The following is a 22370-nucleotide window of genomic DNA, read 5'->3' on the forward strand; positions in this document are numbered from 1 at the left end:
CAGGAGGGCCAAGAAAACCAAGTGCGCCATATAGTTCGATACATGTCAGACTGACAACATCCAACACTATGTTTGTCGGCCCATAAAGAAACGCACAATTCTATTCTGGACTCTTCAGTGCCGAAACCATATCCACTCGATCCAAACTCTTGTTGCAAATGAGATTCACCACAAACGCAAACAGCAGTGAGAAAGCACACGAAATCACAAAGCTCACAGGATGTATTTCCACGGCAAAATACATAGAGGGCATTACCAGCACATACGTCAACATGTGTGAAAGGAATGCTCCCAAAGGAATACCAGCAAGCGTACCAATAAGCGTAAGAACGATTGTCTCTTTGTTCACATAGGTATGAACTTCTTTACGTCTGAAACCCAACACCTTAATGGTCGCAAGTTCACGTTCACGCTCAGAAATATTGGTTGTTGCTAAGGTAAAGAGAACTACAAACGAGAGGCCGGCAGCCAAAATAACCAGCAACACAACAACATAATTGATAAGCATAAAGTTAGATTCGAAATCGCGGACCGAGCGTTCAACGCCTGTTACTTGTCGCACTAAGGAATTGTGCTCAAGTTCATCAGTAAACGCAATCTGTTCAGCCGAATCCCCTGAAAGGTGGGCAAGCAGCGCATTTGACTCCCCTGTTACACCAAAGAGCTGCTCGTAGGTTGGCTGAGTCATATAGACAACATTGCCCAAATAGTTGACAACAACGCCGTCGACGCGCGCCGTTGCCTCGCGCAGAGCAGAATCTTGCATCTGCACCTCATTGCCAACCGAAAAGTTCAGCACATCACTCGCATTATTGGTGACAAGCACTCCATCATCATCTGTTCCTGCAATTCCATCAGGACCAAGCGTTGCTTGAACAATGTCTACTGAGTTTCCATTCATGTCCTTTAGCTCAATATAATCATCAAGCTCAAATCCATCAGGGATAACCATGAGCTGAACAGTCTCTTTTCTCCCCTCATATTCGAGTGTCAAACTATCGGTAATAACAGGTATATAGTTCGAAACTTCTGTATCCTCAGTAAACTGCTCAGCCAGCTCAGGCAGATCGTCTGCTTGGTTAGCAACTGCCATAAGATCGTAGTCATACACGCCCAAGCGACTTGCGTCACCGTATTGGTTGGGCGACAAAGCATTCACCGAGTCTGAAATTGCAAAACCAACAATCATAAGTGCCGTACATCCGGCAACTCCAAATACCGTCATCGCGAAACGCCGTTTATAACGGAGAAGATTTCGCGCAGTAACTTTGTTCAAGAACGACAAGCATTTCCACAGCGGACGAATACGCTCGAGCAATATATGTGAACCGGCCTTTGGAGCTTTTGGCCGCATGAGAGATGCCGGCTGTTCGGCAAGCTCACTTCTACACGTAATAACCGTTGCGACCGGCAGTGCAACAGCAAACATACCTATTGCCAGTATGCACAGTGGCACATCAAAGAAAAGCGAGAAGGTAGGCAGGGTATACATGACCGCAAATACCGTGGAGAGAAACGATGGCAGAGCCACAAATCCCAACACAGCTCCAACAGCCCCGCCCACAAGGCTTGCCCCGAGCATATAGATAATGTACTTACTCATGACAACACGGCGAGAATAACCAAGCGCCTTATACAAGCCGATAAGAACGCGATCTTCCTCCACCATACGGGATGCTGTCGTAAGCGAAACGAGAATGGCAACCGTAAGAAAAATAGCCGGGAAAACAGTACCAATAACTTCAATAGAACTCGCATCGGAATCTATGCTTGCATAGCTTGAAATCGCACCTCGATCTTGCACGTACCACGTTGCTTTTTCAATGTCATCAATTTCTTTTCTTGCTTCTTCAATTTTCTCAAGTGCTTCTCGTTTGCTTTGCTCAAACTCAGCAACCTGATCATCCAGCTCCGCCTGACCTTCGGCCGCCTCTTGCGTTCCCTCGTCAAGCTCCGCTTCGCCATCCTCAATAAGAGGCCACGCAGCGTCTATTTCTGCCTGTGCCGCTTCTAAGGTTGCCTGTTTTGTACTGATTTGCGCACGACCTTGTGCAACACCTTTTCTACCGACAGCAACCCACTCAAGACCGTGCTGCCAATCATTCAATCTTGCTTCCCGGGTCTGCATTTCTTTAAGAGCAGCCGTAAGTTGTGTTTCAGTAGCATCAAGTGCTTCTTCCTGAGAAGTAAAATAGCTTGCAGCATCTTTGAGCGATTGATCTCCCTGATCGATCGCATCTTGTAGCTCGCTTTGTTGCGAGCGCAGAGTCTCAAGTGTCTTCTTGGTCGCTGTGAGTTGATTCTTCGCTGCTTCAAGCTGCTCTAGCTGTTCATCTGTCGGATTCTCTATTGTCTCTAAGCGAGCAATCTCTTCTTCTAAAGCATCAATCTCTTGTTCGGAATTTGAAATCGGCTCTTGCAGAGCAGAAAGCTTTCCTGCAAGCTCTTCGCGCTGTGCCGGCCATGCAGCTGCCTGCTGTTCGTATTTCTCTCGTGCTTGTGCGAGCTGTTCGCGCGCAGACGGAAGCGCGGCCAAACCATCCTCTGCCTGTTTTTGAGCACTTGCCAATGCCTCTCTCGCAGCGTCAAGCTCAGCTTGACCACCTGGAAGCTGCGATGCAGCACTATCAAGCTGTGCAGAGAGATCGTCTAAATCCGAACGAGCGCTTTCGAGCTGCTTTGCTCCACCATCAAGCTCTTGCTGTGCTGCCACCAAGTTTTCGCGCTGCACACGCAGTTCTTCTCGCCCTTCTTCTATCTGTGCAAGAGCATCGTTTATCTGCTCTTGTGCGTCATCAATTTGATCTTGTGCATCTTCAAGCTGCTCGTATAGCTCGCGCTCCGCCTCGTCTACCTGGCTCTGAGCATCAGTTTTTATTGCAAGAGTTCGAGCTTCTTCTCGCTCGGTTTTTATTTCTTCGGCTTCTTTTGTAACTGCTGCGACCTTATCTTCATACGCCTGAGAAAAACCCAACAGCTCGGAAGCGCCTTCCACCTGCAAATACACGATTGAATACACATCTGCAACAGAAGGATCAACCGCTTCAGGAGTGACAAAAAACGAATACTTAGGACCCGTTGCGCGGAATGAAGAGGTCCCCTGTTTTGCGTTAACACTTAAAGGATCTAACACCACACCAACAATGGTGTATTCCTGCTGAATAAACTGCTCTGACGTTTGTTCAGAATCAACGGAGATGTCTTCATCAAAAGAAGTGTCATCTGTATTTGCATCTGAAGAATCGTCTTCAGATGCATCATCACTCTCAGAAGAACTGGTATCGGCAGAAAAGGTAATGTGATCCCCAATGGAAAGGCCCGTATCATCTAAAAATTCAGGAGTAACTGCAACTTCGTTACCCGATTGTGGCAAACGCCCCTCTTCAAGATAAGGCTCATTCATACCACCATCCGACCACACGCGTACACTAACCGCAGCATTTACCCCATCAACGGTTGTATAGGCAGTCTCTGTCCACGAGCCCTCCGCTGCCAAAACGTCTGGTATTTGCGCAAGAGCATCCACATCGTCCTGCGTCAGACCAAGCGTGGACTGCACGCTCACATCATATAGTTGTTGCTCATCGAAGAACTGATCAGCAGAAAGCCTGAGATTCTCGCACGCCGCACGTATACCGACAAACATCGTTACGCCCAACATGCAAATTGCAGCCACAAGGATAAAACGACCGCGGCTATGCCACAGCGTCCGTAACACGTCCTTTGTGAATGCGTTTCTCACGTTGCTACCATTCAATCTCTGCTATCGGTGTTGGATTTGCGTTAGTTTCCATGCTGGTAACGCGCCCGCTCTTAAACCGAATCAGGCGATCCGCCATAGGAGCAAGCGCTGAATTATGGGTGATAAGAACGACCGTTATGCCATCTTTTCGACAGGTATCTTGAAGCAGCTGGAGTATCTGTTTGCCCGTCTTATAATCAAGCGCTCCTGTTGGCTCATCGCAGAGTAAAAGCTTTGGATTCTTTGCAACCGCACGAGCTATAGAAACGCGCTGCTGCTCGCCACCGGAAAGCTGTGCAGGAAAATTATTCAGCCGCTCTCCCAAGCCAACGCTCTGAAGCACTTTTTCTGCGTCCAGCGAATCGGGGCAAATCTGTGATGCAAGCTCAACGTTTTCGAGGGCAGTGAGGTTTGGCACCAGGTTATAAAACTGGAAAACAAATCCCACATCTGCACGGCGATACTCTACAAGTTCATTTTCCGTAGCTGTAGTTATATCGCGACCATCTACAACAACACGACCTGAAGTAGCGGTATCCATACCGCCTAAAATATTGAGCGCTGTTGTCTTTCCTGCTCCTGAGGAGCCCAGAATCACGGCAAGCTCACCGCGTTCAACCACAAAACTTGCACCGTCCAGGGCATAAATCTCTCCAGTACCGGTGCCATATGTTTTCGTTACTTCCTCGAAGCAGATATACGACATCTCCGCTCCTCCGCCAACAGATAGATATCCCCCATTAGCTGTATAGCAACACCATTTATCACTCGACAACTTGTTGTCTAATCAATTTGCAGTATACGAGGCTACAATGACATCATCAATCAACAGTTCGTTAGGCGGTGTCGAAAGGCTCTACTATGCGAAAACAACCAAAGGTCACCGAACGAACACGACAGGCTCTCAGCAAAGCATTTTGGGACCTTTATGCCGGCTGTCCTGAAACCGACAATCATCCCGCTACACCAGGCCTCCCGATTGAAAAAATCTCAGTGCGACAGATTACCGATCGCGCTGGATACAACAGAGCTACGTTCTATCTTTATTACCGCGATGTGTATGATCTGCTCTCACAAATTGAAGAGTCAATTCTTTCCGATGCTCGCGAGGTCGTAGATAAGCGTCTTCTGCAGGGAGACGAGCTCAACTTTTCACAACATATGGGCTATATCGCCGAATTGGCAAAGAATAGTCGCCCCTATTTAGCAGCACTTTTAGGTCCTCATGGCGACCCAGCGTTTGCAACACGTTTGAAGCAAGCCCTTAGACCATTAGTTGCGCGTTTTCTTACCAACGACCCAGCTCTTAACCCGAAAGAAAAAGATTTACTTGATGAATTTTATCTGGCTGGCATGTTGGCTGCTATTACACGTTGGCTTGATGAATGCGACGACATGCCCATAGAGGCGCTCATCCAACTGATATCCAAGCATGTTTTGTAAATAGGCGGACGCTGCGAGCGACACCTTTGTGCACAAAAAAGCGTCGTTGGCGCAAGGAAGGAGGGGACGCCAACGACGCTGAAGGAGCCTCATACGAACCGGAGAGGAGAGGATGTCCGTATGTGGCAGAGGTAAACAAAACTCATGCCTCTGAGATATGTCTTTTCATGAGGCAAAACGCAGTACTCTGCTCTTATCGCAGGTTATAAAACGCACTACGGCCAGCAAATGAACCTGCATCACCAAGTGCATCTTCAATACGAAGGAGCTGGTTGTACTTAGCAACACGATCCGTACGAGCTGGAGCACCTGTCTTAATCTGACCAGCATTTGTGGCAACAGCAAGATCGGCAATTGTGGTGTCTTCAGTCTCACCAGAACGATGTGAAACAACTGCGGTATAGCCAGCGCGCTTAGCCATCTCTATAGCGTCAAGCGTCTCTGTGAGCGTACCGATCTGGTTAACCTTAATCAGAATGGCGTTACCCGCACCAATCTCAATACCCTTCTCCAAACGAGCGGTGTTTGTTACGAAGAGGTCGTCACCAACAAGCTGTACTTTCTTACCAAGACGGTCGGTCAGCTTGATCCATCCATCCCAGTCTTCCTCAGCAAGACCATCCTCAATAGAGATGATCGGGTACTTCTCAACAAGCTCTGCCCAGTAATCAACCATCTCATCGGATGAAAGGGTACGGCCTTCACCCTTAAGCTCATACAAGCCAGTTTCCTTGTTGTAGCATTCAGAAGTTGCCGGATCCATGGCGAACATGAAGTCCTCGCCAGGTACAAATCCAGCAGCCTCAACTGCTTCCATCAGATACACAAAGGGTTCTGCATTGGTCTTGAGATCGGGTGCAAAGCCACCTTCATCACCAACACCAGTTGAAAGACCAGCTTTTTTAAGAGTGTTCTTGAGCGTGTGATATACCTGCGTGCACCAACGCAAAGCCGTTGCAAAATCAGGAGCACCGACCGGCATGATCATAAACTCCTGGAAGTCCACGTTGTTATCAGCATGCACGCCACCGTTGAGAATGTTCATCATCGGAACAGGAAGCGTATGGGCATTCACGCCGCCAAGATACTGGTACAGGGGCTGATCAAGAGAAATGGCCGCAGCTCGAGCAGCCGCGAGCGAACAACCGAGAATAGCATTGGCGCCAAAGTTACCCTTATTTGGCGTACCATCTGCCTCGATAAGTGCTTTGTCGATCAGACGCTGATCGCAACTATCAAGCCCGATAAGAACGTCGCGGCATTCGTTATTAACATGAGACACTGCCTTGAGAACACCCTTGCCGAGATAGCGATCGGCATCGCCATCGCGCAGCTCTACTGCCTCAAATTCACCGGTAGATGCACCTGAAGGAACAATCGCGTGAGCAGCCGAACCATCTTCAAGAGTTATTTCTACCTCGACTGTTGGGTTTCCGCGAGAGTCGAGAACTTCGCGTCCATATACATCAGAAATACGTGCCATAAGGACTACCTTCTTACTTACAAATAGTACCTCTAACTGTTATAAATAGAGTACACCATGGTTAACTCAATGTGAAGTAATAAATTCTACTAATTTGGTTGGTTTTAAAAATACACAATCCTTAAAGCATTTCCTGTTTTGTATGCCGATAGAAACGGATGAGTTTAACGACCCCGCCAGCAATTAATAAGCCACAACACATAAGAACAACAACTGATTGATCTGGATAAAAATCAAAGAAGTCGCGCCAGCGCATCTGCTCAAATATGCGTGGAAATGCTAATAAAAACAGAGGAATGCCAACATGAATTGCTATCGAAGAAAAAAGACGCCATCTTTGCCAATTGGAACGTAGTGCATATATCACTAATAACATGCAGGCTATGAAGGCTGCTATATAGGTGGCATTAGTATAAATATGCTGTTCTATCCTCTCTGATGGATTAACACCCGATGGTTGCCCTCCCACTGCAATCGAAACAATATCATCTGCAAGTGAGAAAAATGTCTCATTACCACCGAGCTCATCATTTGCATCTCCAAGAACTACAATCCCCAAGTCTCTATCAGGAATAATGCACATACGTGCAACGTAGTTTTCTACCTGGCCATCATGTGACATGACAAGCTCGCCGTCACTCCAAGCATAGGTCGTCCATCCCATTCCATAGTAGGTATCACCACTCGTATCAGGCACACGTGAAAACACCATCTGGTGCACGCTATCCGCATCCAGAACACCTGATCCGCTGTTGAGATACATCATCAGATAGGCTTCCATATCTTTTAAGCTAGCGCGAACATAACCAGATGCCGAATTTCCCCAGGAATCATCCCCTAAGGCGTGCACAAATCCATCAGCCACAGGCACGCCAAACCACGAACGATGTCCCGGTGTTGCCGTACTCGACATGAGGGAGGCTGCGCTGCCAGCTGAAGCCTGCATCATATTAAGTGGCCTAAATACATGATTCTGCACATAGGTGCCGTAATCTTGGCCACTCACAGTCTCTATTAATCGTCCCAATAAATCGTAATTTGCATTGGCATATGAAAAGGAGCCAAGCGTATCCCCCACTCTCGCATCAGCGAGTGATTCGTAATATCCAAAACCGCTTGTCTGATTGAGCAATGCACGCGCAGTTACTTCATCGGGAAGCTGCAGATCTGACATATACGTACTTATTGGATCATCAAGATTGACGAGGCCTTGCTCAACAAGCTGCATTACTGCCACGGCGGTAATAGACTTTGAAAGTGAACCAATGATAAAGGTGTTCTCCGCACTGGAACAATCACCCAAGGTTGTCTCATAACGCACACGCTGCCCATCAACAATTGCTACTGCTATGCCCGGTACACCAGTTGCATCGGCATTCTGTGACAAGTACGAATCAAGCGCTTGTGAGAGCTGTGTTCCTGTAGGTTCCTCGCCAGGTACTCTCAGTCCCTGTGAGCTGTTGTATGGATCTTCTACCTGCTCGGATTCTTCAAACTCTCCATCATCATACGCTGCGTCCATATTTGAGAGCAGCGCCTCATGAGCTTGAGCATTTACAGGAATGCTCATTACCATTATGCCAATAAGAACACTAAGAAATGGAGAAAGTAATACGGCATACCCTCGTTCGTGTATCTCTTTACATATTGTTCTAAAAGCCCTCATAAATAAATTGCACCGGCTCAGTCATACCTGAATACACTAAGAACCATAGAAGAAGTGCTCCCATACCAATCGTTGCTAAAGTGGCACCAAAGCACACCATCCACCACGGTGCTGCAAGCAATAATCTATGTAATTGATCAATACTCATGTGAACATAGTCAATGAGACCGTGCTGCTTTTTTGTCTGACTCTCTCTACCCATAATTCGTCACCTTTACCTGTCTGACGAACTGTCTGACGAAAGCCCTTCGACAGATCCAAAGCCAGAGCCGCCGAGAAACGCATCGTCAACACCATTGACGTAATCGTAGAAAGCTTCTTCTATACGGACCCACCCAATCCAGCCGGGATGCACCGTATCGCAAAGGAAGTATTTCTCGTATTCACAGCTAGAAAAGTCTGCATAGGGAACATTTGCTGCATCACAAATGTCACGGATATGCTGATAGTAATTCGCACGCTCTTCTGGAGCCACATCAGCAAGGTCATACCAACTCCCATGTACCGGAAGAATACAAACGAGAGGCTCCAAACCCACCTCATGACAAACCTCAAGAAAGCAGGCAAGATCTGCATATTCTTCATCAGCTTCATGGAAATTCTCGAAGAGCTCCGGCATGTACTGATGGTTTTTCTCCCAATAGGCATCGTAAACACCAAAGTCATTGTTGGTGCAGGATTCTTGTCCTTCAGTTTTAGCTTCACGTAATAATGTTTGCCAATCAGGCTCACCGGAAGACTGTCCTGTCATACGAACCTCTGTCTTGGAAGGAGCCAGGTTGATAATATTTGATACATCGGTGCGTAAACGACAGGAATCTGCATAGGCATAGGCTAGGTCATTGAGCACATCAACGGGCGTATCTTTTGAAGCAGCCGCGAGTTGATTTGCATCCACACCCAATGCTACGCACCGCTGCCGCACATACGCCTTTGTCTCATCAGAAATATCAGGGTTTTGAGCAAAAGCACGATAAAGAGAGTAAGAAAACTTCGTATAGAACTTATCTTGGTCGCCATTTCCCTTAAAGAACCATTGAGGCGACACTATAAGCATAACTTTCTTGTTTTTAACTCTGTCTCCATAGGCGCCTGCCGCTATAGCCTGCCAAAGACTTTGATCAAAACCTTCACCAATAAAGGTCATGTCGACGCCGGTATTATTCTCACCAAAAACCGCCTGCGGACACATACTCACAAGGTCTTTAGAGATGTAAAACTCAGAAGAACCAAAGCAGAGATATCCGTCATCACTCATATTCGCAAGCACAAAATCGGCGTTCTCAGACTTACCGTCGGCATAGACATAGTCATAAAGCTTGCTGGTATCAGCCCGTCCATTACTTGGCAGTATAAAAGTATCAAATACGACCAATCCCACACCAAGCAGCAGCAGTCCACAAAGTACTGCAACGAGCAGCTTCTGGCCTGGCCCAAGGCAAGACGTGCGTTGTTTGTTCATTCTTTTGTGTCTATTCAGTTTATGCACAAGCGCTTGCAGACGAGAAGGGCAGGCCATTTAGAGGCGCCTCCTCACCTGCTCCAAAATCTTGTTGGGTGTATTCATCTCTTCGCGCGGGACCTCGGTTGGTGCAATAGATACTCCAAATTCATCTTCCAACCCAACAAGTAATTCAATTGCTGCCATAGAATCCAGCAAACCCAATTCAAATAAATCATCATTTTCATGGTCGCGGACTACAGCATCCCCTGTTACATCCTCCAGCAAATCAAAAAGACGAATACGGACATCATCCTGCTCAGCCATTGAAAACCCCTCCTATAAGTGTTGATAATTGCCCAGAAAAAATTGCAAACCCAAAAATGACGAGCTGCAACGTAATAAACCAGGAAAGTGCTTTAAACCACGCGCTATTCTTGTACTGTTTGTAGAAGGCAGAGCGTTTTTGAAAGCCCTGAGTAGCGGCGAGAAGTACGCCATGATAGAGACCATAGGTAAGGTAGTCGACGCTCAGTCCATGCCAAAAACCCATAACCAGCATATCGATAACAAGGCTTACCTGAGCCGTATGGATACGGTTATGCAGAAGATGGCGGCGCATAATAAACCGCGTAAGCCGCATAAATACAAAATCACGCAGCCAAGTAGAAAGTGTGATGTTCCATCGGTTCCAGAAATCAAACATATCGATGGCAATAAAAGGTGCCTTAAAATTGCGTGGACAACGAATACCCAAACAATAGCTTGCGCCCATTGCCATAAGACAATACCCCTGGAAATCAAAGAATAGATAGAAGCCGTACAGATAGGCTTGTTTGATTTGTGCAAGGGCAAAACCTAATGGATCTGATCCATTCCAAGGAATTTGCTCCATAAAGCGATGAATAAAGGTTGCTGCCACAAAGTAATACACTGCCCCTGCAAGCAAAAGTAATATTCCACGAGCAAGCAAGCCAGCATACTCATCTCTATCAGGCGTTTTATGGGCATCTGCTAAGAACCGCTGACTCCTATCTATGGGACCAGAAGAGAGCTGAGGAAAAAAGAGAAGAAAGTACAGCCAATCCACAAAACTCAAATCTTGCTCTGAAATGAGGCCATCGCGAACTTCGATCACTATCTGGACGGCTTTAAAAGTCAGGTACGAGATACCCACAAATCCCCACAGCGGAACAGGTCCGACACTGCTGATTTTATATATCACCAGCGGTGCAAGCGAAAAAACGCAAGAGAAGCCAAAGCGCTTGTTATCCTTTGGAGCGCGTGCAAGCCAACACACTGCAAGACGCTCTACCACCAAAAACGAAAGAAGCGCTATTGCTTCTAGTGGGTTTCCCGCTAACACACAGCAGAGAAAAACAACCGAGAGTATAAGTCCATAAAGGCGCAAATTATGCTGCGTTAGTCCCAAACAGGCCGCTGGCACAATTGCAAAGGCTAACAATATAAAAAAGCTTGGATCAGCAAAGAGTGTCATGGGTTAAGCACCTCGACCATGGCGAGCGGGACGCGCAAGCCTCTGGGCGAGTTTCTTTCTATCCACTTTTCCATTCGCAGTAAGAGGCAGCTCGTCAACCACTTGCATCTGACGTGGCACCATATAAGCAGGAAGCGTTTTACCAAGTGCAGCCTTCAGATGACGCACTGCAGTGAACGTATCCTTATCTACCTCGCCAGCATCTTCGAGTACCACAAAAGCGCCTAAACTTGTTACGCGTTTACCATGCGCCACTGGCACAACAGCAGCTTCTCGAACTCCTGGAAGTTCCGTTAATGCGCCTTCAACTTCATCGAGCTCAATTCTGAAACCATTTACTTTTACCAAAGAATCAAGGCGACCCTCGCAGTGAAGTGTCCCTTTAGCATCCAGATAGCCTAAATCGCCTGTACGATATCCCCGACACGGCGTCCCATCAGAGAGCGTGGTCTCAAAAAATGCTGCTTGTGTCTTTTCTGGGTTGCGATAGTAGCCACGCGCTACCGTGTTGCCACAAATAACAATTTCTCCCATCGTCCTAACTGGGAGTGTCTCTCCAGTCTGATGATCAACAATTAAAATCTCTGTACCAGGACGATGTTGACCAACCGGGAGAGGATCAGGATTGTTTAATTCCTGCTCGCCAACTTCGCCATAAGTAACCGCAACCGTAGACTCTGTCGGACCATACGTATTGACAATTAGAGCATCTGGGAAGCGCTCATGCAGTTTTGCTGCTGTTACATGATGAAGAGTTTCTCCGCAAAAGAGAAACATGCGCACAGAAGGCATAAGTGTTGCATTAAAACTTTTATCCACTAGACAGACATCTGCAAAAGAAGGAGTGGATACCCAGATTTGCACTTGAGACTGCGCCAAACTCGCAAACAATGACGCAAAATCATGTTGGAGCTCCGGCGAAATCGCAAACAAACTGCCGCCCGTTGAAAGGGCTCCAACAAGCTCGTATTCAGACAAATCAAAAGAATAGTGAGCCTGATCCAAAAAGACACAGCCGCCATCTCGTATAACAGGAAAAGTGCGGAGCCATTCCATAAAGTGCTCCACATTAGAAGCAGTAACTTCAATTCCCTTTGGTTTGCCAGTAGAGCCTGAAGTGAAAATGATGTACTGCGTTTCTTCCCCTGCAACACAACATGATCGTGATGGCATCGGGTAATCCGTACCACAAAGATGACTCATAGTCAGAATGGTGCAATTAGCCAACACATCATAAAGAGCTTCTGGAACCTCACACGTTGTCAAAAGTGTTGCATGTGGAATTTGGTGAGCAATATTTGAAATACGTTCAACTGGCAGTTCAACATCAATGGGAACAAATGCATGACCACTCATTAAACAACCAAGAAAAGCAGCAAGCGTGCTCATTTCTTTGTGACCCAGCACAAGAATTCGCCCTCGGCCAGCTATTTGAGCATGAAGCCCTGCTGCAACATGACGCGCCAAGTTCCAGAGTTCACCATAGGTTGAACTCGTACCACCCGCCTTTGAAAACACTGGCTTTTCCGGTGTCTTGTAAACAGTTTGTTCAATAGCGCTGAGCAGTGCATTTTCATACTGTGTATGATCCTCAGACATCGGTGGCGCCTCCCCAGTTCTTGGACTTTCAGGGGGCAGTCTAAGACTGGGAAGATGTGCAGATGCTACCGTTCGCACAACAGCACAAAGGCGTAAAAATGGTTAAAAGAATCTGAAAACAATCATTCGAAAACCCCGCAGGTAATCCTGCGGGGTTTGAAATTCCTTGCTTTTCTATGCAACCGGTTCACTCGTAAGATCAGAAAGGATCTTCTCGTCGCTCTTATCTGTCTTGGGCATAGGACGAACAAGCTGGAATATTATCGCTGCTAAAGCAACAAACGCCACTACTGTCCAAATTCCAAAGTTTCCAAGAACAAAGAGCTCCCAAAGTTGGTTGATGATAAGACCAACAACCCAGCCAAAGACACACTGATAGCCAATGGCAAACCAGAACCACTTGGGGCTATCCATCTGACGACGAGTGGTTCCAATTGCAGCAAAGCACGGCGCATCAAGCATATTAAAGGCCACAAATGCACACATTGCGCCAACATGGAGAATTCCGCCTGAAGTAAACATGCCTGCAAAACCATTCCACATGGTCACAGAATTCTCAGTAGCATCGCCCAGGCCATACAAAACACCAAACGTGGAGACTAAGTTCTCCTTGGCAATAAGGGCATTGAGCGAAGCTGCAGCCGCCTGCCATGTATCGGCACCAAGCGGAGCAAAGATCCAAGCAATAGCACTACCAACCATTGCAAGCAGTGAGTAGTCCATGTAGTTTTCTGGAGCACCGGCCATATCTCCGAAAAATCCAAAGGCACCGCTGCCGCCATCCCAGTTTGCAAAACCAAAGTTCGAGAGGAACCAAACACCAACGGCAGCAGCGAAGATGATCGTTCCGGCCTTCTTAATATAGGCAGAGACACGCTCCCAAACATGCAGCCACCAAGACTTGATGGTCGGGAAATGGTAATCCGGCAGCTCCATTACAAATGGGGCAGGATCGCCTGCAAACATCTTGGTTTTCTTCAGCATAAGTGCCGAAATGATAATGGCTGCCAGGCCGAGGAAGTAGAACATCGGGGCGACCCACCATGCATCAGATCCGCCCACAAGCACACCCATCACAAGAGCAATGATCGGTGTCTTAGCACCACAAGGGATCATAGTGGTAAGCATAGCCGTCATACGACGGTCTTTCTCGTTCTCAATGGTTTTTGTAGCAAGAACACCTGGCACGCCACAGCCCGTCGAAACAAGCATAGGAATGAAAGACTTACCGGATAGACCAAACCGACGGAAAACGCGGTCCATAACAAAGGCAACACGGCTCATGTAACCGCAATCCTCAAGGAAGCAGAGCAGGACAAAGAGCACGAACATCTGCGGAATAAATCCGAGTACCGAGCCAACGCCACCAACAATACCGTCAACAACAAGAGAGATAACAACCGGAGAAGCACCGGCACTCTCAAGCCAGCCCGTTACCGTATCGGGAATCGAAGCAACCCAGCCCGCGTAGCTTGCTGGATCAGGAGCATCTTCCTGGGCAGCCACTGCATCAGAGAAGTTCTCAGCGGTCACTTCATCGAGAACCTGTAATTCCTGACCTTCGGCAAGAACAGGAGCGCCTTCATCATCAAGCGAGGTAATAACTTCATCGTTGGTATCAACGAAATTGCCATCGCCATCATGGATAGGAACATCCTTGGCAACAACACCAGCTGCTGATGCATCGGCAACAAATGCATCAACTGTTGCTTGTGCCTCAGCGTCCTCCGGATCTGCACTCAACGTGCTCACCGCATCGGCAACACCCTCAGTCGCAATACCATCAGCTTCGGCAGCAGCAATATAGCCGTCGATCTGATCGCCGTAATAGTGAGCGTCGTATGCTTCCTGCTCAGCGGTATATGCCTCTTCGCTCGCACTGTTAATAAAGAAGCCATCACCAAAGAGATTGTCGTTCACCCAATCGGTGCCGCCGGTACCAACAGTAGAAATGGCAAGCCAATACACGAATACCATGACGACAATAAAAATAGGAATGCCCAACACGCGATTGGTAACTATGCGGTCAATCTTCTCAGAGACAGAGAGCTTCTTTGGAGCCTTGGTTACACAAGCCTCCATAACAGACGCAATCCAGTCATATCGATCAGAGGTGATGATAGACTCCGCGTCCTCATCACGATTCTTCTCAACCTCATCGATAATAGCCTCGATGTTTTGAAGTTTGCTCTCATTGAGCTGCAGTGGTTCAAGCGCCTCTGCATCGCGCTCAAAGACCTTAATTGAATACCAGCGAAGCACCTCTGGATCGCAGCTATCCTCAATGATGGAGGCAATGCCAGTAAGGGCATTTTCAACTTCTTGGGTAAAACACTTGGTTCCCTGCGAAACCGTACCCGAAGTTGCAGCTTCACGAGCAGCGTTTACAAGCTCGTCGATATTCATTCCTTTGAGGGCAGATGTCTCAATAACGCGAACACCGAGCATCTTTTCAAGCTTTTCGATGTCAATGGTATCGCCGCGCTCCTTGAGTAGATCGCACATATTAAGACCTACGACAACAGGGCGACCGGTCTCGAGAATCTGAGTCGTAAGATAGAGATTGCGCTCTAAATTTGTAACATCAACCAGGTTAATAACTGCATCAGGGCGTTCCTTCACAACATAATCGCGCGAAACAACTTCTTCTGGTGAATACGGCGAAAGCGAATACACGCCCGGGAGATCTACAAACTCAACACGCTTATCTTTCTTCCAGGCAGCCATTTTCTTTTCAACTGTTACGCCCGGCCAGTTGCCAACATAGCCATTAGAGCCAGTGAGCTCATTGAACAGCGTTGTCTTGCCGCAGTTTGGATTGCCGGCAAGAGCAATGTTGATCTGTTCTGCCATACCTTACCTTTCTCAATCTGGCGAGCATGTGGTCCCCCGAATTGCTCACCATTTGTCTGGTTCTTTTCCATCCTTACTCGGCACCTCGGTAAGTAAGCGCAGGTAAACCCATATATATTAGATACAGTTAACTTGCGCTCCTGAAAAAATCCCGGCAAACCCGGGTGCCACATCAGTGCAAATTAAGCGTTTGGTGCAACTTCGATACTCTGCGCTTCGTCCTTTCGAAGCGTAAGTTCATAGCCGCGCAGCGTTACTTCAATGGGGTCTCCAAGGGGAGCAACTTTGCGGACATAGATCTCCACACCTTTGGTCACCCCCATATCCATAATGCGGCGCTTTACCGCGCCAGAACCTGTGAGACGAACGACTTGACAGGAGTCGCCCACCTTCACATCTCTCAGTGTTGCCATGCTCATCCTCCTTGAAATACGTAAACCACACATTGCATGCAGTTGGGAACCCGAATGGAGATTTAGCGTGTTGCTATACGCCTTGCCATGCTTGTATCAATGGCAAAGGTCGCACCTTTAACGCTCACAATAAGACCAGAGGAAGCTCGAGAAACAACTTTTACTTCAGCCCCTACAACAAAGCCAAGTTCAGCAAGATGCTGACGAAGCTCAGCTGCACCGCCAATCCTTGAAACCTCAACTGTTGTACCTTCCTCCACCATCGTAAGAGGAAGCTGAGCGCCCATAGTGCCTCCTTTAACTGGGGAGTTAGCCTCTTTACTCTCCAACACGTTTTGCGCTGTCCAAGGACTGGAAGCTAGTTCCATGAAGTTCACACCCTCATTACCAGACTATGAAAGAGTTTTCTTTAGCTAACTATACGGAAAGTAGTATACAGCTAACTTTTTAAAATGAACAGAGAAATACTGAGGCGAGTACAATGCCCTTTACGGTATTTTTGTTTCAGTCAAACGAGTACTTCTCTCCGGTACGTCTCAGCAAGAAATAGAGAGGTTCGACGAGTAATGCTTAATCTTCGAGAAAAACGAGGCGGCACCAAAGATAGATCGTCTTTGGGCAGCCATTTAGCCAAAACTCGTCTTGCGGTACAAGAACGCGCTGAAAAACGCAAGCGCACACGCAACACCTATCGTAAGCATCGTCGCGATGAAGGCCCCTGGCTCATGCGAGTTGCCAATAATTGGTGGAACCGTCTTATCGGCGCTGTTTATTCGGGCAGCTTCTCCGATGAAACTGAACAATACGCCGCACATAGCACGACTCGCGACTATATTTGGAACACCATTGGTTCTTCCATGTGGGGCTTTCTTTTTCCCGCCCTCACTATCGTGGCTACACAGCTTGCCGGTATTGAACAGGCAGGCATGTTCTCGATGGCCTTTGCATTAGGCCAAGTGCTCCTTTGGATTGCAAGCTTTGGTGTACGCACCTACCAAGTATCCGATCTTGATGAAGGTCACTCATTTCGTGACTATGTGATTTGCCGTGTTTTAACCTGCACCGCCATGGTAATTGTGAGCTTCCTCTACTGCAGTATCATGCGCTACACCCAGCCCATGTTAGGCATCTGTACCGGTGTATTAGGTTTCCGTGCAGTAGATCAGCTTGCCGATGTATATGAGGGTCGCTTGCAACAGATGGATAAGCTCTACCTTGCAGGCATTTCTCAAACAATACGCTCCGTAGGAGCAGGTGTGCTTTTCTCAATAGTGCTGCTTTTTACTCGCAGTATGCCCGCTGCCTGCATTTCTATGATTGTTGCTGCAGTTATCTCTTTTGTACTGGTAACGCTGCCGCTTACGCTCTTTGAAACACAGCCAGCTCGTAAAGCCAGCATCGCAGAGATACGAGCCATCTTCGAAGAATGTTCCCCGCTCTTTGGTGCCATGTTTCTCTATGCTCTTATCGACTGCGTACCAAAACTCGTTATGCAATCAGTGCTTTCTTACGATAACCAGCTGTACTTTAATGCCATGTACTTCCCTACTCACTCAATCATTATGGTGGGTAGCATGCTCTATAAACCACAGCTTGTGCGTCTTGCTAACATTTGGTCAGAGCCCTCCAAACATCGCCGTTTCAGTCTGATTGTTTTTGCTTTGATCGGCGTAGTGGCACTGGTTTCGGTTGTCGTTGGTGTCTTTATGATGTGGCTCGGCATCCCCATTCTTGGTTTTATGTACGGGGTCGATTTCCAGCAATTTGCCTTCTTGATCCTGCTGATGGTGCTGGCAGGATTTCTTTCTGCTGCCGTTGATTTTCTTTATCAAATCATTACCGTTTTGCGCGCACAGGAAGGCGTAGTCACTATCTACTTCATCTCTTTCATTATTGCGCTGGTTATTTCTCTCGTACTCGTCAGCCTTTTCCAACTCACCGGCGCAGTTATCGCCTCAGCGGTTTCTATGGCGGTTCTCTTTGGTTTATTGCTTGTGAAGTACTTCTCAATTATGAAAACTGCCCGCTCATAGGCGGGCAGCTGCCATTTTTTAATCCAGCTCTTTTGCACCGGTCCAGAGCTGCCAATACTCGCCATGCTGTGCGAGCAATTCCTCGTGGGTGCCGCGCTCAATGATCCGTCCATGGTCCAACACCATAATGGCATCGGCATTGCGAACCGTGGAGAGGCGATGAGCAATAACAAAGGTTGTACGTCCCGCCATGAGAGCATCCATGCCCTTTTGGATAAGAGCTTCAGTGCGCGTATCAATACTGGACGTTGCTTCGTCCAAAATGAGTACGGGCGTATCGGCAATAACAGCGCGAGCAATTGCAATAAGCTGACGTTGTCCTTGGCTGAGGTTTGCCCCATCCGATACCACCGGTGTGTTGTAACCATGGGGCATACGCGTAATAAAACCATCAGCATTTGCAACACGGGCCGCTGCACGAACTTCTTCATCAGTAGCATCAAGCTTGCCAAACCGTATATTGTCTGCAATGGTCCCATTAAAGAGATGCATATCCTGCAAAACAATGCCGAGTGAGCGTCGCAGACTTTCTTTGGCAATATCGCGCACATCTATGCCATCGTAGGTAATAACCCCTCCGTTAACTTCGTAGAAACGAGTAATGAGATTGGTAATTGTGGTCTTGCCTGCTCCCGTAGAACCAACAAAAGCGATTTTTTGACCAGGCTTGGCATACAGTGTGAGATCAGAAAGTACCTTTTGTCCTTCGACATAGCCAAAATCAACATCATAGAAGCGCACGTCACCTTGAAGCGGCACCTGTTCGCCCGCAATTTTCCAAGCCCAGCCGGCAGCACCAGCTGCAGTGCGCAAATGATCAACACCTTCCAGTTGCCCATGAAGTCGATCGAGTGTAACAGGGCCTTCATCCACTTCAGGTTCCTCACGCATAACCGAAAAGATGCGTTCCGCTCCTGCAAGTGCCGTAAGCAAGAAGTTGCCCTGCTGGGTGAGCTGATTGAGTGGTGCAGCCGCTTGACGAACAAATACCAAGTAGCTTGCGAGTGATCCCACATCGGTAAGATTGTTCACGGCAAGCAACGCACCAGCTACGGTCACAATGGCAAAGCCAGCAAAAGTAACACATACCGTCATGGGTACCATCGTTGAAGCATATGATTGCGCCGCAGTTCCTATCACTCGTAACCTGTTATTGAGACCATTAAACTCTTTAAGGTTTTCCGGTTCACGATTGAATACCTTAACTACCTTTTGACCGGCAGTCATTTCCTGCACATACCCATCAACACGACCCAGCATATTTTGCTGGCGCGCAAAATATCGACTGCTTTTACCGCCAGAGAAGCGCACATAAAGCGCAATTATCACATCGCTTATTACCGTGATAATGGTAAGACGCCAATCGAGAATGAGCAGAAGCGCCACAGTACCCACAATCTGGATAAGTGCCTGCACTGCTGCAGCAAAACTGTTGTTGAGCGCCTCAGAAATAGTGTCCACATCGTTGGTGAAATAACTCATCACATCGCCCGAACGCGTGCGATCAAAAAAGGAAAGGGGAAGGCGTTCGATGTGGGCAAAGAGATCTCGACGAATATCAAACACCACACGTTGTGCAGCACGGACCATTACCTGGGTATAGCCCAAACTCGAAAGCACTCCCACGATATAGATAAGTGCTGTCAGCACCACCGCATGCAAAAACGCCTGATAGTCTCCCCCATCAACAGCATTTACGACGGGCTTAATCATATAGGTACCGAGCAGATTTGCTCCTCCGCTCAGAGTTACCAAGATTGCAACGCTCAAAAGGCTGAACTTTGCGTGACCCATGTAATGCAGCAAGGTGCGCAGCGTATGACGCAAATCCTTTGGACGAGCGGGTGCTGCAGATCCTCTAGCAGGCATAGTTAGACCGCCTCCCCGTGAATACCAGATCCGATTTGCGACTGATATAGCTCTTGATAGATAGGATCATGGGCAAGGAGATCGTCATGTGTTCCTGTAGCATGCACGCGACCCTCGTCGAGAATAACAATCTCGTCTGCCTGCATAACCGAAGCAACACGCTGAGCAATAACGATTTTGGTAATCTCGTCCAAGCTTTCGAGATTTTTACGAACACGTGCATCGGTTGCCATATCCAACGCACTGGTTGAATCGTCAAGAATGAGGACCTTTGGTCGCTTAAGCAGCGCACGTGCAATGCAAAGGCGTTGTTTTTGTCCGCCAGAAACATTGACGCCGCCCTGCCCAAGATCGCCATCAAGACCGCCTATGCGATCAAGAAATTCATCGGCACAAGCCAAATGGCAAGCATGGAGCATTTCTTCATCAGATGCATTTGGATTGCCCCACAGCAAATTGTCACGCACAGCGCCCGTAAACAAGACGTTGTTTTGGAGTACCACCCCTACCGCATCGCGAAGGTCGACAAGATCATAGTCGCGCACATCATGCCCGCCTACACACACCTTGCCAACACTAACGTCATAGAGACGTGCAATAAGCTGCACAAGCGTTGATTTGCCAGAACCCGTACCGCCTAAAATACCCACGGTAGCACCGGCTGGAATATCAAACGAGATATCGGTGAGCACGTTCTGCTCAGCATCCTGCCGATATTTAAACGATACGTTCTTAAATGAGACTGATCCATCAGGAACTTCTCTAAGGGCCTTTTCCGGCGATACAAGCGTTGGCTCCTCGGCAAGCACTTCTCCCACACGATGCACCGATGTAATTGCACGCGCCATAAGCAGAAAAACGTTGGAGATCATCATGAGGGAATTTACGATTTGGAAGACATAGGTCATAAAACCTGTGAGGGTACCAACCTCAAGCGTCCCTTCCAGGATCATATTGCCGCCAACCCAGAGAATACCCACGCAGGTTGCATACATACTGAGCTGAAAGATTGGAGTATTTAGCACAGCGCTGCGAAATGTGCGCGTTGCGGTTGTAGCTAAATCTCTGTTTACCTCATCAAAACGCTCAGCAACATAACCTTCTCGCACATAGGCTTTGACGGCACGAATCGCCGTAAGGTCCTCCTCAAGCGCATCGTTAAGACGATCCATAACACCCTGCAACACTTGATACAACGGTGCCACATGATGAACAACCAAAAACAGAGCAACTGCCATAAACGGCAAGCCTATACAGAATATGAGCGCCAGAGGAACACTCATAAAACAAGCAAGGAGCAGACCCATTACCAACAGAGAAGGTCCACGAAGCATAGGGCGAAATGATGCTACGAGCGCATTCTGGATGACCGTTACATCCGATGTCATGCGAGTCACAAGTGAGGATGTCTCAAAACTATCGAGATTGGAAAAGGAGAAACGCTGGACATATGCAAACTCAGCTTCACGAAGACTTGCTCCCAAACCCATCGCAGCTCTTGCTGTAGATCGGGCATAGCCCAGGCCAAATAAAAGGGCAAGGATTGCACAGGCAAACATGAGTGCACCACGCACAAAAATGAGCTGCATGTCTCTTTTCATAATGCCATCGTCGATAATGGACGACATGAGAATTGGAATAATGAGCTCAAGTGTTGTTTCAAGCAGAACAAACAAGGCGCCAACTGCCGCATCCTTTTTATAAGGACCAAAGTGATGAAGGAGAAGGCGAATATCATCCATTACGCCTCACCTCTTACGTAGTTTTCAAGATTCTCGCGTACACGCATGAGTAAGGTGGCAAAGCTCTTGCATTCGTCAGCAGAAAAGCCTTTGAGCATTGCCTCGTCGATCTCATCGCAACACGCATCCCACGCAGAACCAAGCACAACTCCACGCTGGGTAAGACGTATCTTTTTTTGTACGTCTATCACTTGCTGGTTCGGTAATAAGAAAACCACCTTGTTCAAACGCATCAAGTGCACGGCTTACCGCCGCTGGATCAACGAGAAAGTAATCTGCAAGCTCGCGCTGTGTTGCTGAACCATTGGCGGCAAGGTAAGAAAGGTATTTTGGTTGACCGCTCGCAAGACCCAGTTCTGTCATTGCAGACCTTAAACAGGAGCGTTGAGCATGAAATGCCCGATAAAGCAGCATATGAGGATCATGAAGTGAACGACCAAGCTCTTCGTTTTCCTCACGTGTCTCTTCGAATCTCTTTTGATTCATGACAAATCCTTGACTTAGCAATTATTGACGAGTCAAGGATATAGGTCTTAGTCGTGTCTCTGTCAAGCATGTTTACTGGGTAAGTACAGAGCGCATGAAAAG

The 22370-nt window shown here is 47.7% G+C and carries 17 protein-coding genes; 2 read left to right on the forward strand and 15 right to left on the reverse strand.

Features of this window, described 5'->3' with window-relative positions; genetic code table 11:
* Positions 1-100: 100 nt before the first annotated feature.
* Together ACQY6Y_RS01505 and ACQY6Y_RS01510 are read right to left on the reverse strand one after the other, a co-directional pair.
* Positions 101-3742 carry an FtsX-like permease family protein gene (locus ACQY6Y_RS01505; protein WP_428378538.1) on the reverse strand — a complete coding sequence of 1214 codons (3642 nt, stop codon included), beginning with the start codon at positions 3740-3742 and terminating at the stop codon, positions 101-103.
* Between the two features lie 4 nt (positions 3743-3746).
* Positions 3747-4448, reverse strand: coding sequence for an ABC transporter ATP-binding protein (locus tag ACQY6Y_RS01510; RefSeq protein ID WP_428378539.1), 702 nt, complete (start codon positions 4446-4448; stop codon positions 3747-3749).
* A 155-nt stretch (positions 4449-4603) separates the two neighbouring features.
* Here ACQY6Y_RS01510 and ACQY6Y_RS01515 point away from each other — a divergent pair, with 155 nt between their 5' ends.
* Positions 4604-5185, forward strand: a complete 582-nt coding sequence (locus ACQY6Y_RS01515) for a TetR/AcrR family transcriptional regulator (protein ID WP_428378540.1) — start codon at positions 4604-4606, stop codon at positions 5183-5185.
* 193 nt (positions 5186-5378) lie between these two features.
* Here ACQY6Y_RS01515 and eno read toward each other — a convergent pair whose 3' ends face one another.
* The 10 genes from eno to ACQY6Y_RS01565 form a co-directional block, all read right to left on the reverse strand.
* On the reverse strand, positions 5379-6668 hold the full coding sequence (gene eno / locus ACQY6Y_RS01520) for a phosphopyruvate hydratase (RefSeq protein ID WP_428378541.1): 1290 nt from the start codon (positions 6666-6668) through the stop codon (positions 5379-5381).
* Between the two features lie 121 nt (positions 6669-6789).
* Complete coding sequence (locus ACQY6Y_RS01525; protein WP_428378542.1) at positions 6790-8238, reverse strand: serine hydrolase domain-containing protein; 1449 nt, start codon at positions 8236-8238, stop codon at positions 6790-6792.
* 82 nt (positions 8239-8320) lie between these two features.
* Positions 8321-8536: a hypothetical protein gene (locus tag ACQY6Y_RS01530; RefSeq protein WP_428378543.1), complete on the reverse strand. Its 216-nt coding sequence runs from the start codon at positions 8534-8536 to the stop codon at positions 8321-8323.
* Between the two features lie 12 nt (positions 8537-8548).
* Positions 8549-9796 (reverse strand): D-alanyl-lipoteichoic acid biosynthesis protein DltD, encoded by a 1248-nt coding sequence (gene dltD / locus ACQY6Y_RS01535; RefSeq protein WP_428378544.1) that lies wholly within the window; start codon positions 9794-9796, stop codon positions 8549-8551.
* Positions 9797-9853: 57 nt separating this feature from the next.
* On the reverse strand, positions 9854-10102 hold the full coding sequence (dltC, locus tag ACQY6Y_RS01540) for a D-alanine--poly(phosphoribitol) ligase subunit DltC (protein WP_428378545.1): 249 nt from the start codon (positions 10100-10102) through the stop codon (positions 9854-9856).
* Positions 10095-11273, reverse strand: a complete 1179-nt coding sequence (gene dltB / locus ACQY6Y_RS01545; RefSeq protein WP_428378546.1) for a D-alanyl-lipoteichoic acid biosynthesis protein DltB — start codon at positions 11271-11273, stop codon at positions 10095-10097. The genes dltC and dltB overlap by 8 nt, the downstream gene beginning before the upstream one ends.
* 3 nt (positions 11274-11276) lie before the next feature.
* Positions 11277-12872 (reverse strand): D-alanine--poly(phosphoribitol) ligase subunit DltA, encoded by a 1596-nt coding sequence (gene dltA / locus ACQY6Y_RS01550; RefSeq protein ID WP_428378547.1) that lies wholly within the window; start codon positions 12870-12872, stop codon positions 11277-11279.
* Positions 12873-13046: 174 nt separating this feature from the next.
* Positions 13047-15725, reverse strand: a complete 2679-nt coding sequence (gene feoB / locus ACQY6Y_RS01555) for a ferrous iron transporter B (RefSeq protein WP_428378549.1) — start codon at positions 15723-15725, stop codon at positions 13047-13049.
* 182 nt (positions 15726-15907) lie between these two features.
* On the reverse strand, positions 15908-16138 hold the full coding sequence (locus ACQY6Y_RS01560) for a FeoA family protein (protein ID WP_428378551.1): 231 nt from the start codon (positions 16136-16138) through the stop codon (positions 15908-15910).
* 62 nt (positions 16139-16200) lie between these two features.
* Entirely contained in the window at positions 16201-16425 is a 225-nt protein-coding gene (locus ACQY6Y_RS01565; protein ID WP_428378552.1) for a FeoA family protein, read from the reverse strand.
* 279 nt (positions 16426-16704) lie between these two features.
* On the opposite strand from ACQY6Y_RS01565, the gene ACQY6Y_RS01570 reads away from it, so the two are divergent.
* Entirely contained in the window at positions 16705-18171 is a 1467-nt protein-coding gene (locus tag ACQY6Y_RS01570; protein ID WP_428378553.1) for a lipopolysaccharide biosynthesis protein, read from the forward strand.
* An 18-nt stretch (positions 18172-18189) separates the two neighbouring features.
* Here the strand turns inward: ACQY6Y_RS01570 and ACQY6Y_RS01575 are convergent, their stop codons facing one another.
* The 3 genes from ACQY6Y_RS01575 to ACQY6Y_RS01585 all read right to left on the reverse strand — a co-directional run bounded on the left by ACQY6Y_RS01575 (position 18190) and on the right by ACQY6Y_RS01585 (position 22268).
* Positions 18190-20040, reverse strand: a complete 1851-nt coding sequence (locus ACQY6Y_RS01575; RefSeq protein ID WP_428378554.1) for an ABC transporter ATP-binding protein — start codon at positions 20038-20040, stop codon at positions 18190-18192.
* A 2-nt stretch (positions 20041-20042) separates the two neighbouring features.
* Positions 20043-21782 (reverse strand): ABC transporter ATP-binding protein, encoded by a 1740-nt coding sequence (locus ACQY6Y_RS01580; RefSeq protein ID WP_428378555.1) that lies wholly within the window; start codon positions 21780-21782, stop codon positions 20043-20045.
* Positions 21783-21893: 111 nt separating this feature from the next.
* Positions 21894-22268 carry a MarR family winged helix-turn-helix transcriptional regulator gene (locus ACQY6Y_RS01585; RefSeq protein ID WP_428378556.1) on the reverse strand — a complete coding sequence of 125 codons (375 nt, stop codon included), beginning with the start codon at positions 22266-22268 and terminating at the stop codon, positions 21894-21896.
* Between the last annotated feature and the right edge of the window lie 102 nt (positions 22269-22370).

Origin of the sequence: Olsenella sp. Marseille-QA0557, assembly GCF_965119725.1 — a bacterium.
GTDB classification, from domain to species: Bacteria; Actinomycetota; Coriobacteriia; order Coriobacteriales; family Atopobiaceae; genus Coprovicinus; species Coprovicinus avistercoris.

What these genes read in the sequence shown, in the direction of transcription:
- feoB (WP_428378549.1), bottom strand. Translation starts at nt 15,725, where the DNA reads ATGGCAGAACAGATCAACATTGCTCTTGCCGGCAATCCAAACTGCGGC.
- ACQY6Y_RS01560 (WP_428378551.1), bottom strand. Translation starts at nt 16,138, where the DNA reads ATGGCAACACTGAGAGATGTGAAGGTGGGCGACTCCTGTCAAGTCGTT.
- dltC (WP_428378545.1), bottom strand. Translation starts at nt 10,102, where the DNA reads ATGGCTGAGCAGGATGATGTCCGTATTCGTCTTTTTGATTTGCTGGAG.
- ACQY6Y_RS01510 (WP_428378539.1), bottom strand. Translation starts at nt 4,448, where the DNA reads ATGTCGTATATCTGCTTCGAGGAAGTAACGAAAACATATGGCACCGGT.
- ACQY6Y_RS01565 (WP_428378552.1), bottom strand. Translation starts at nt 16,425, where the DNA reads ATGGGCGCTCAGCTTCCTCTTACGATGGTGGAGGAAGGTACAACAGTT.
- ACQY6Y_RS01585 (WP_428378556.1), bottom strand. Translation starts at nt 22,268, where the DNA reads ATGAATCAAAAGAGATTCGAAGAGACACGTGAGGAAAACGAAGAGCTT.
- eno (WP_428378541.1), bottom strand. Translation starts at nt 6,668, where the DNA reads ATGGCACGTATTTCTGATGTATATGGACGCGAAGTTCTCGACTCTCGC.
- dltD (WP_428378544.1), bottom strand. Translation starts at nt 9,796, where the DNA reads ATGAACAAACAACGCACGTCTTGCCTTGGGCCAGGCCAGAAGCTGCTC.
- dltB (WP_428378546.1), bottom strand. Translation starts at nt 11,273, where the DNA reads ATGACACTCTTTGCTGATCCAAGCTTTTTTATATTGTTAGCCTTTGCA.
- dltA (WP_428378547.1), bottom strand. Translation starts at nt 12,872, where the DNA reads ATGTCTGAGGATCATACACAGTATGAAAATGCACTGCTCAGCGCTATT.
- ACQY6Y_RS01575 (WP_428378554.1), bottom strand. Translation starts at nt 20,040, where the DNA reads ATGCCTGCTAGAGGATCTGCAGCACCCGCTCGTCCAAAGGATTTGCGT.
- ACQY6Y_RS01515 (WP_428378540.1), top strand. Translation starts at nt 4,604, where the DNA reads ATGCGAAAACAACCAAAGGTCACCGAACGAACACGACAGGCTCTCAGC.
- ACQY6Y_RS01580 (WP_428378555.1), bottom strand. Translation starts at nt 21,782, where the DNA reads ATGGATGATATTCGCCTTCTCCTTCATCACTTTGGTCCTTATAAAAAG.
- ACQY6Y_RS01525 (WP_428378542.1), bottom strand. Translation starts at nt 8,238, where the DNA reads ATGAGCATTCCTGTAAATGCTCAAGCTCATGAGGCGCTGCTCTCAAAT.
- ACQY6Y_RS01570 (WP_428378553.1), top strand. Translation starts at nt 16,705, where the DNA reads ATGCTTAATCTTCGAGAAAAACGAGGCGGCACCAAAGATAGATCGTCT.
- ACQY6Y_RS01530 (WP_428378543.1), bottom strand. Translation starts at nt 8,536, where the DNA reads ATGGGTAGAGAGAGTCAGACAAAAAAGCAGCACGGTCTCATTGACTAT.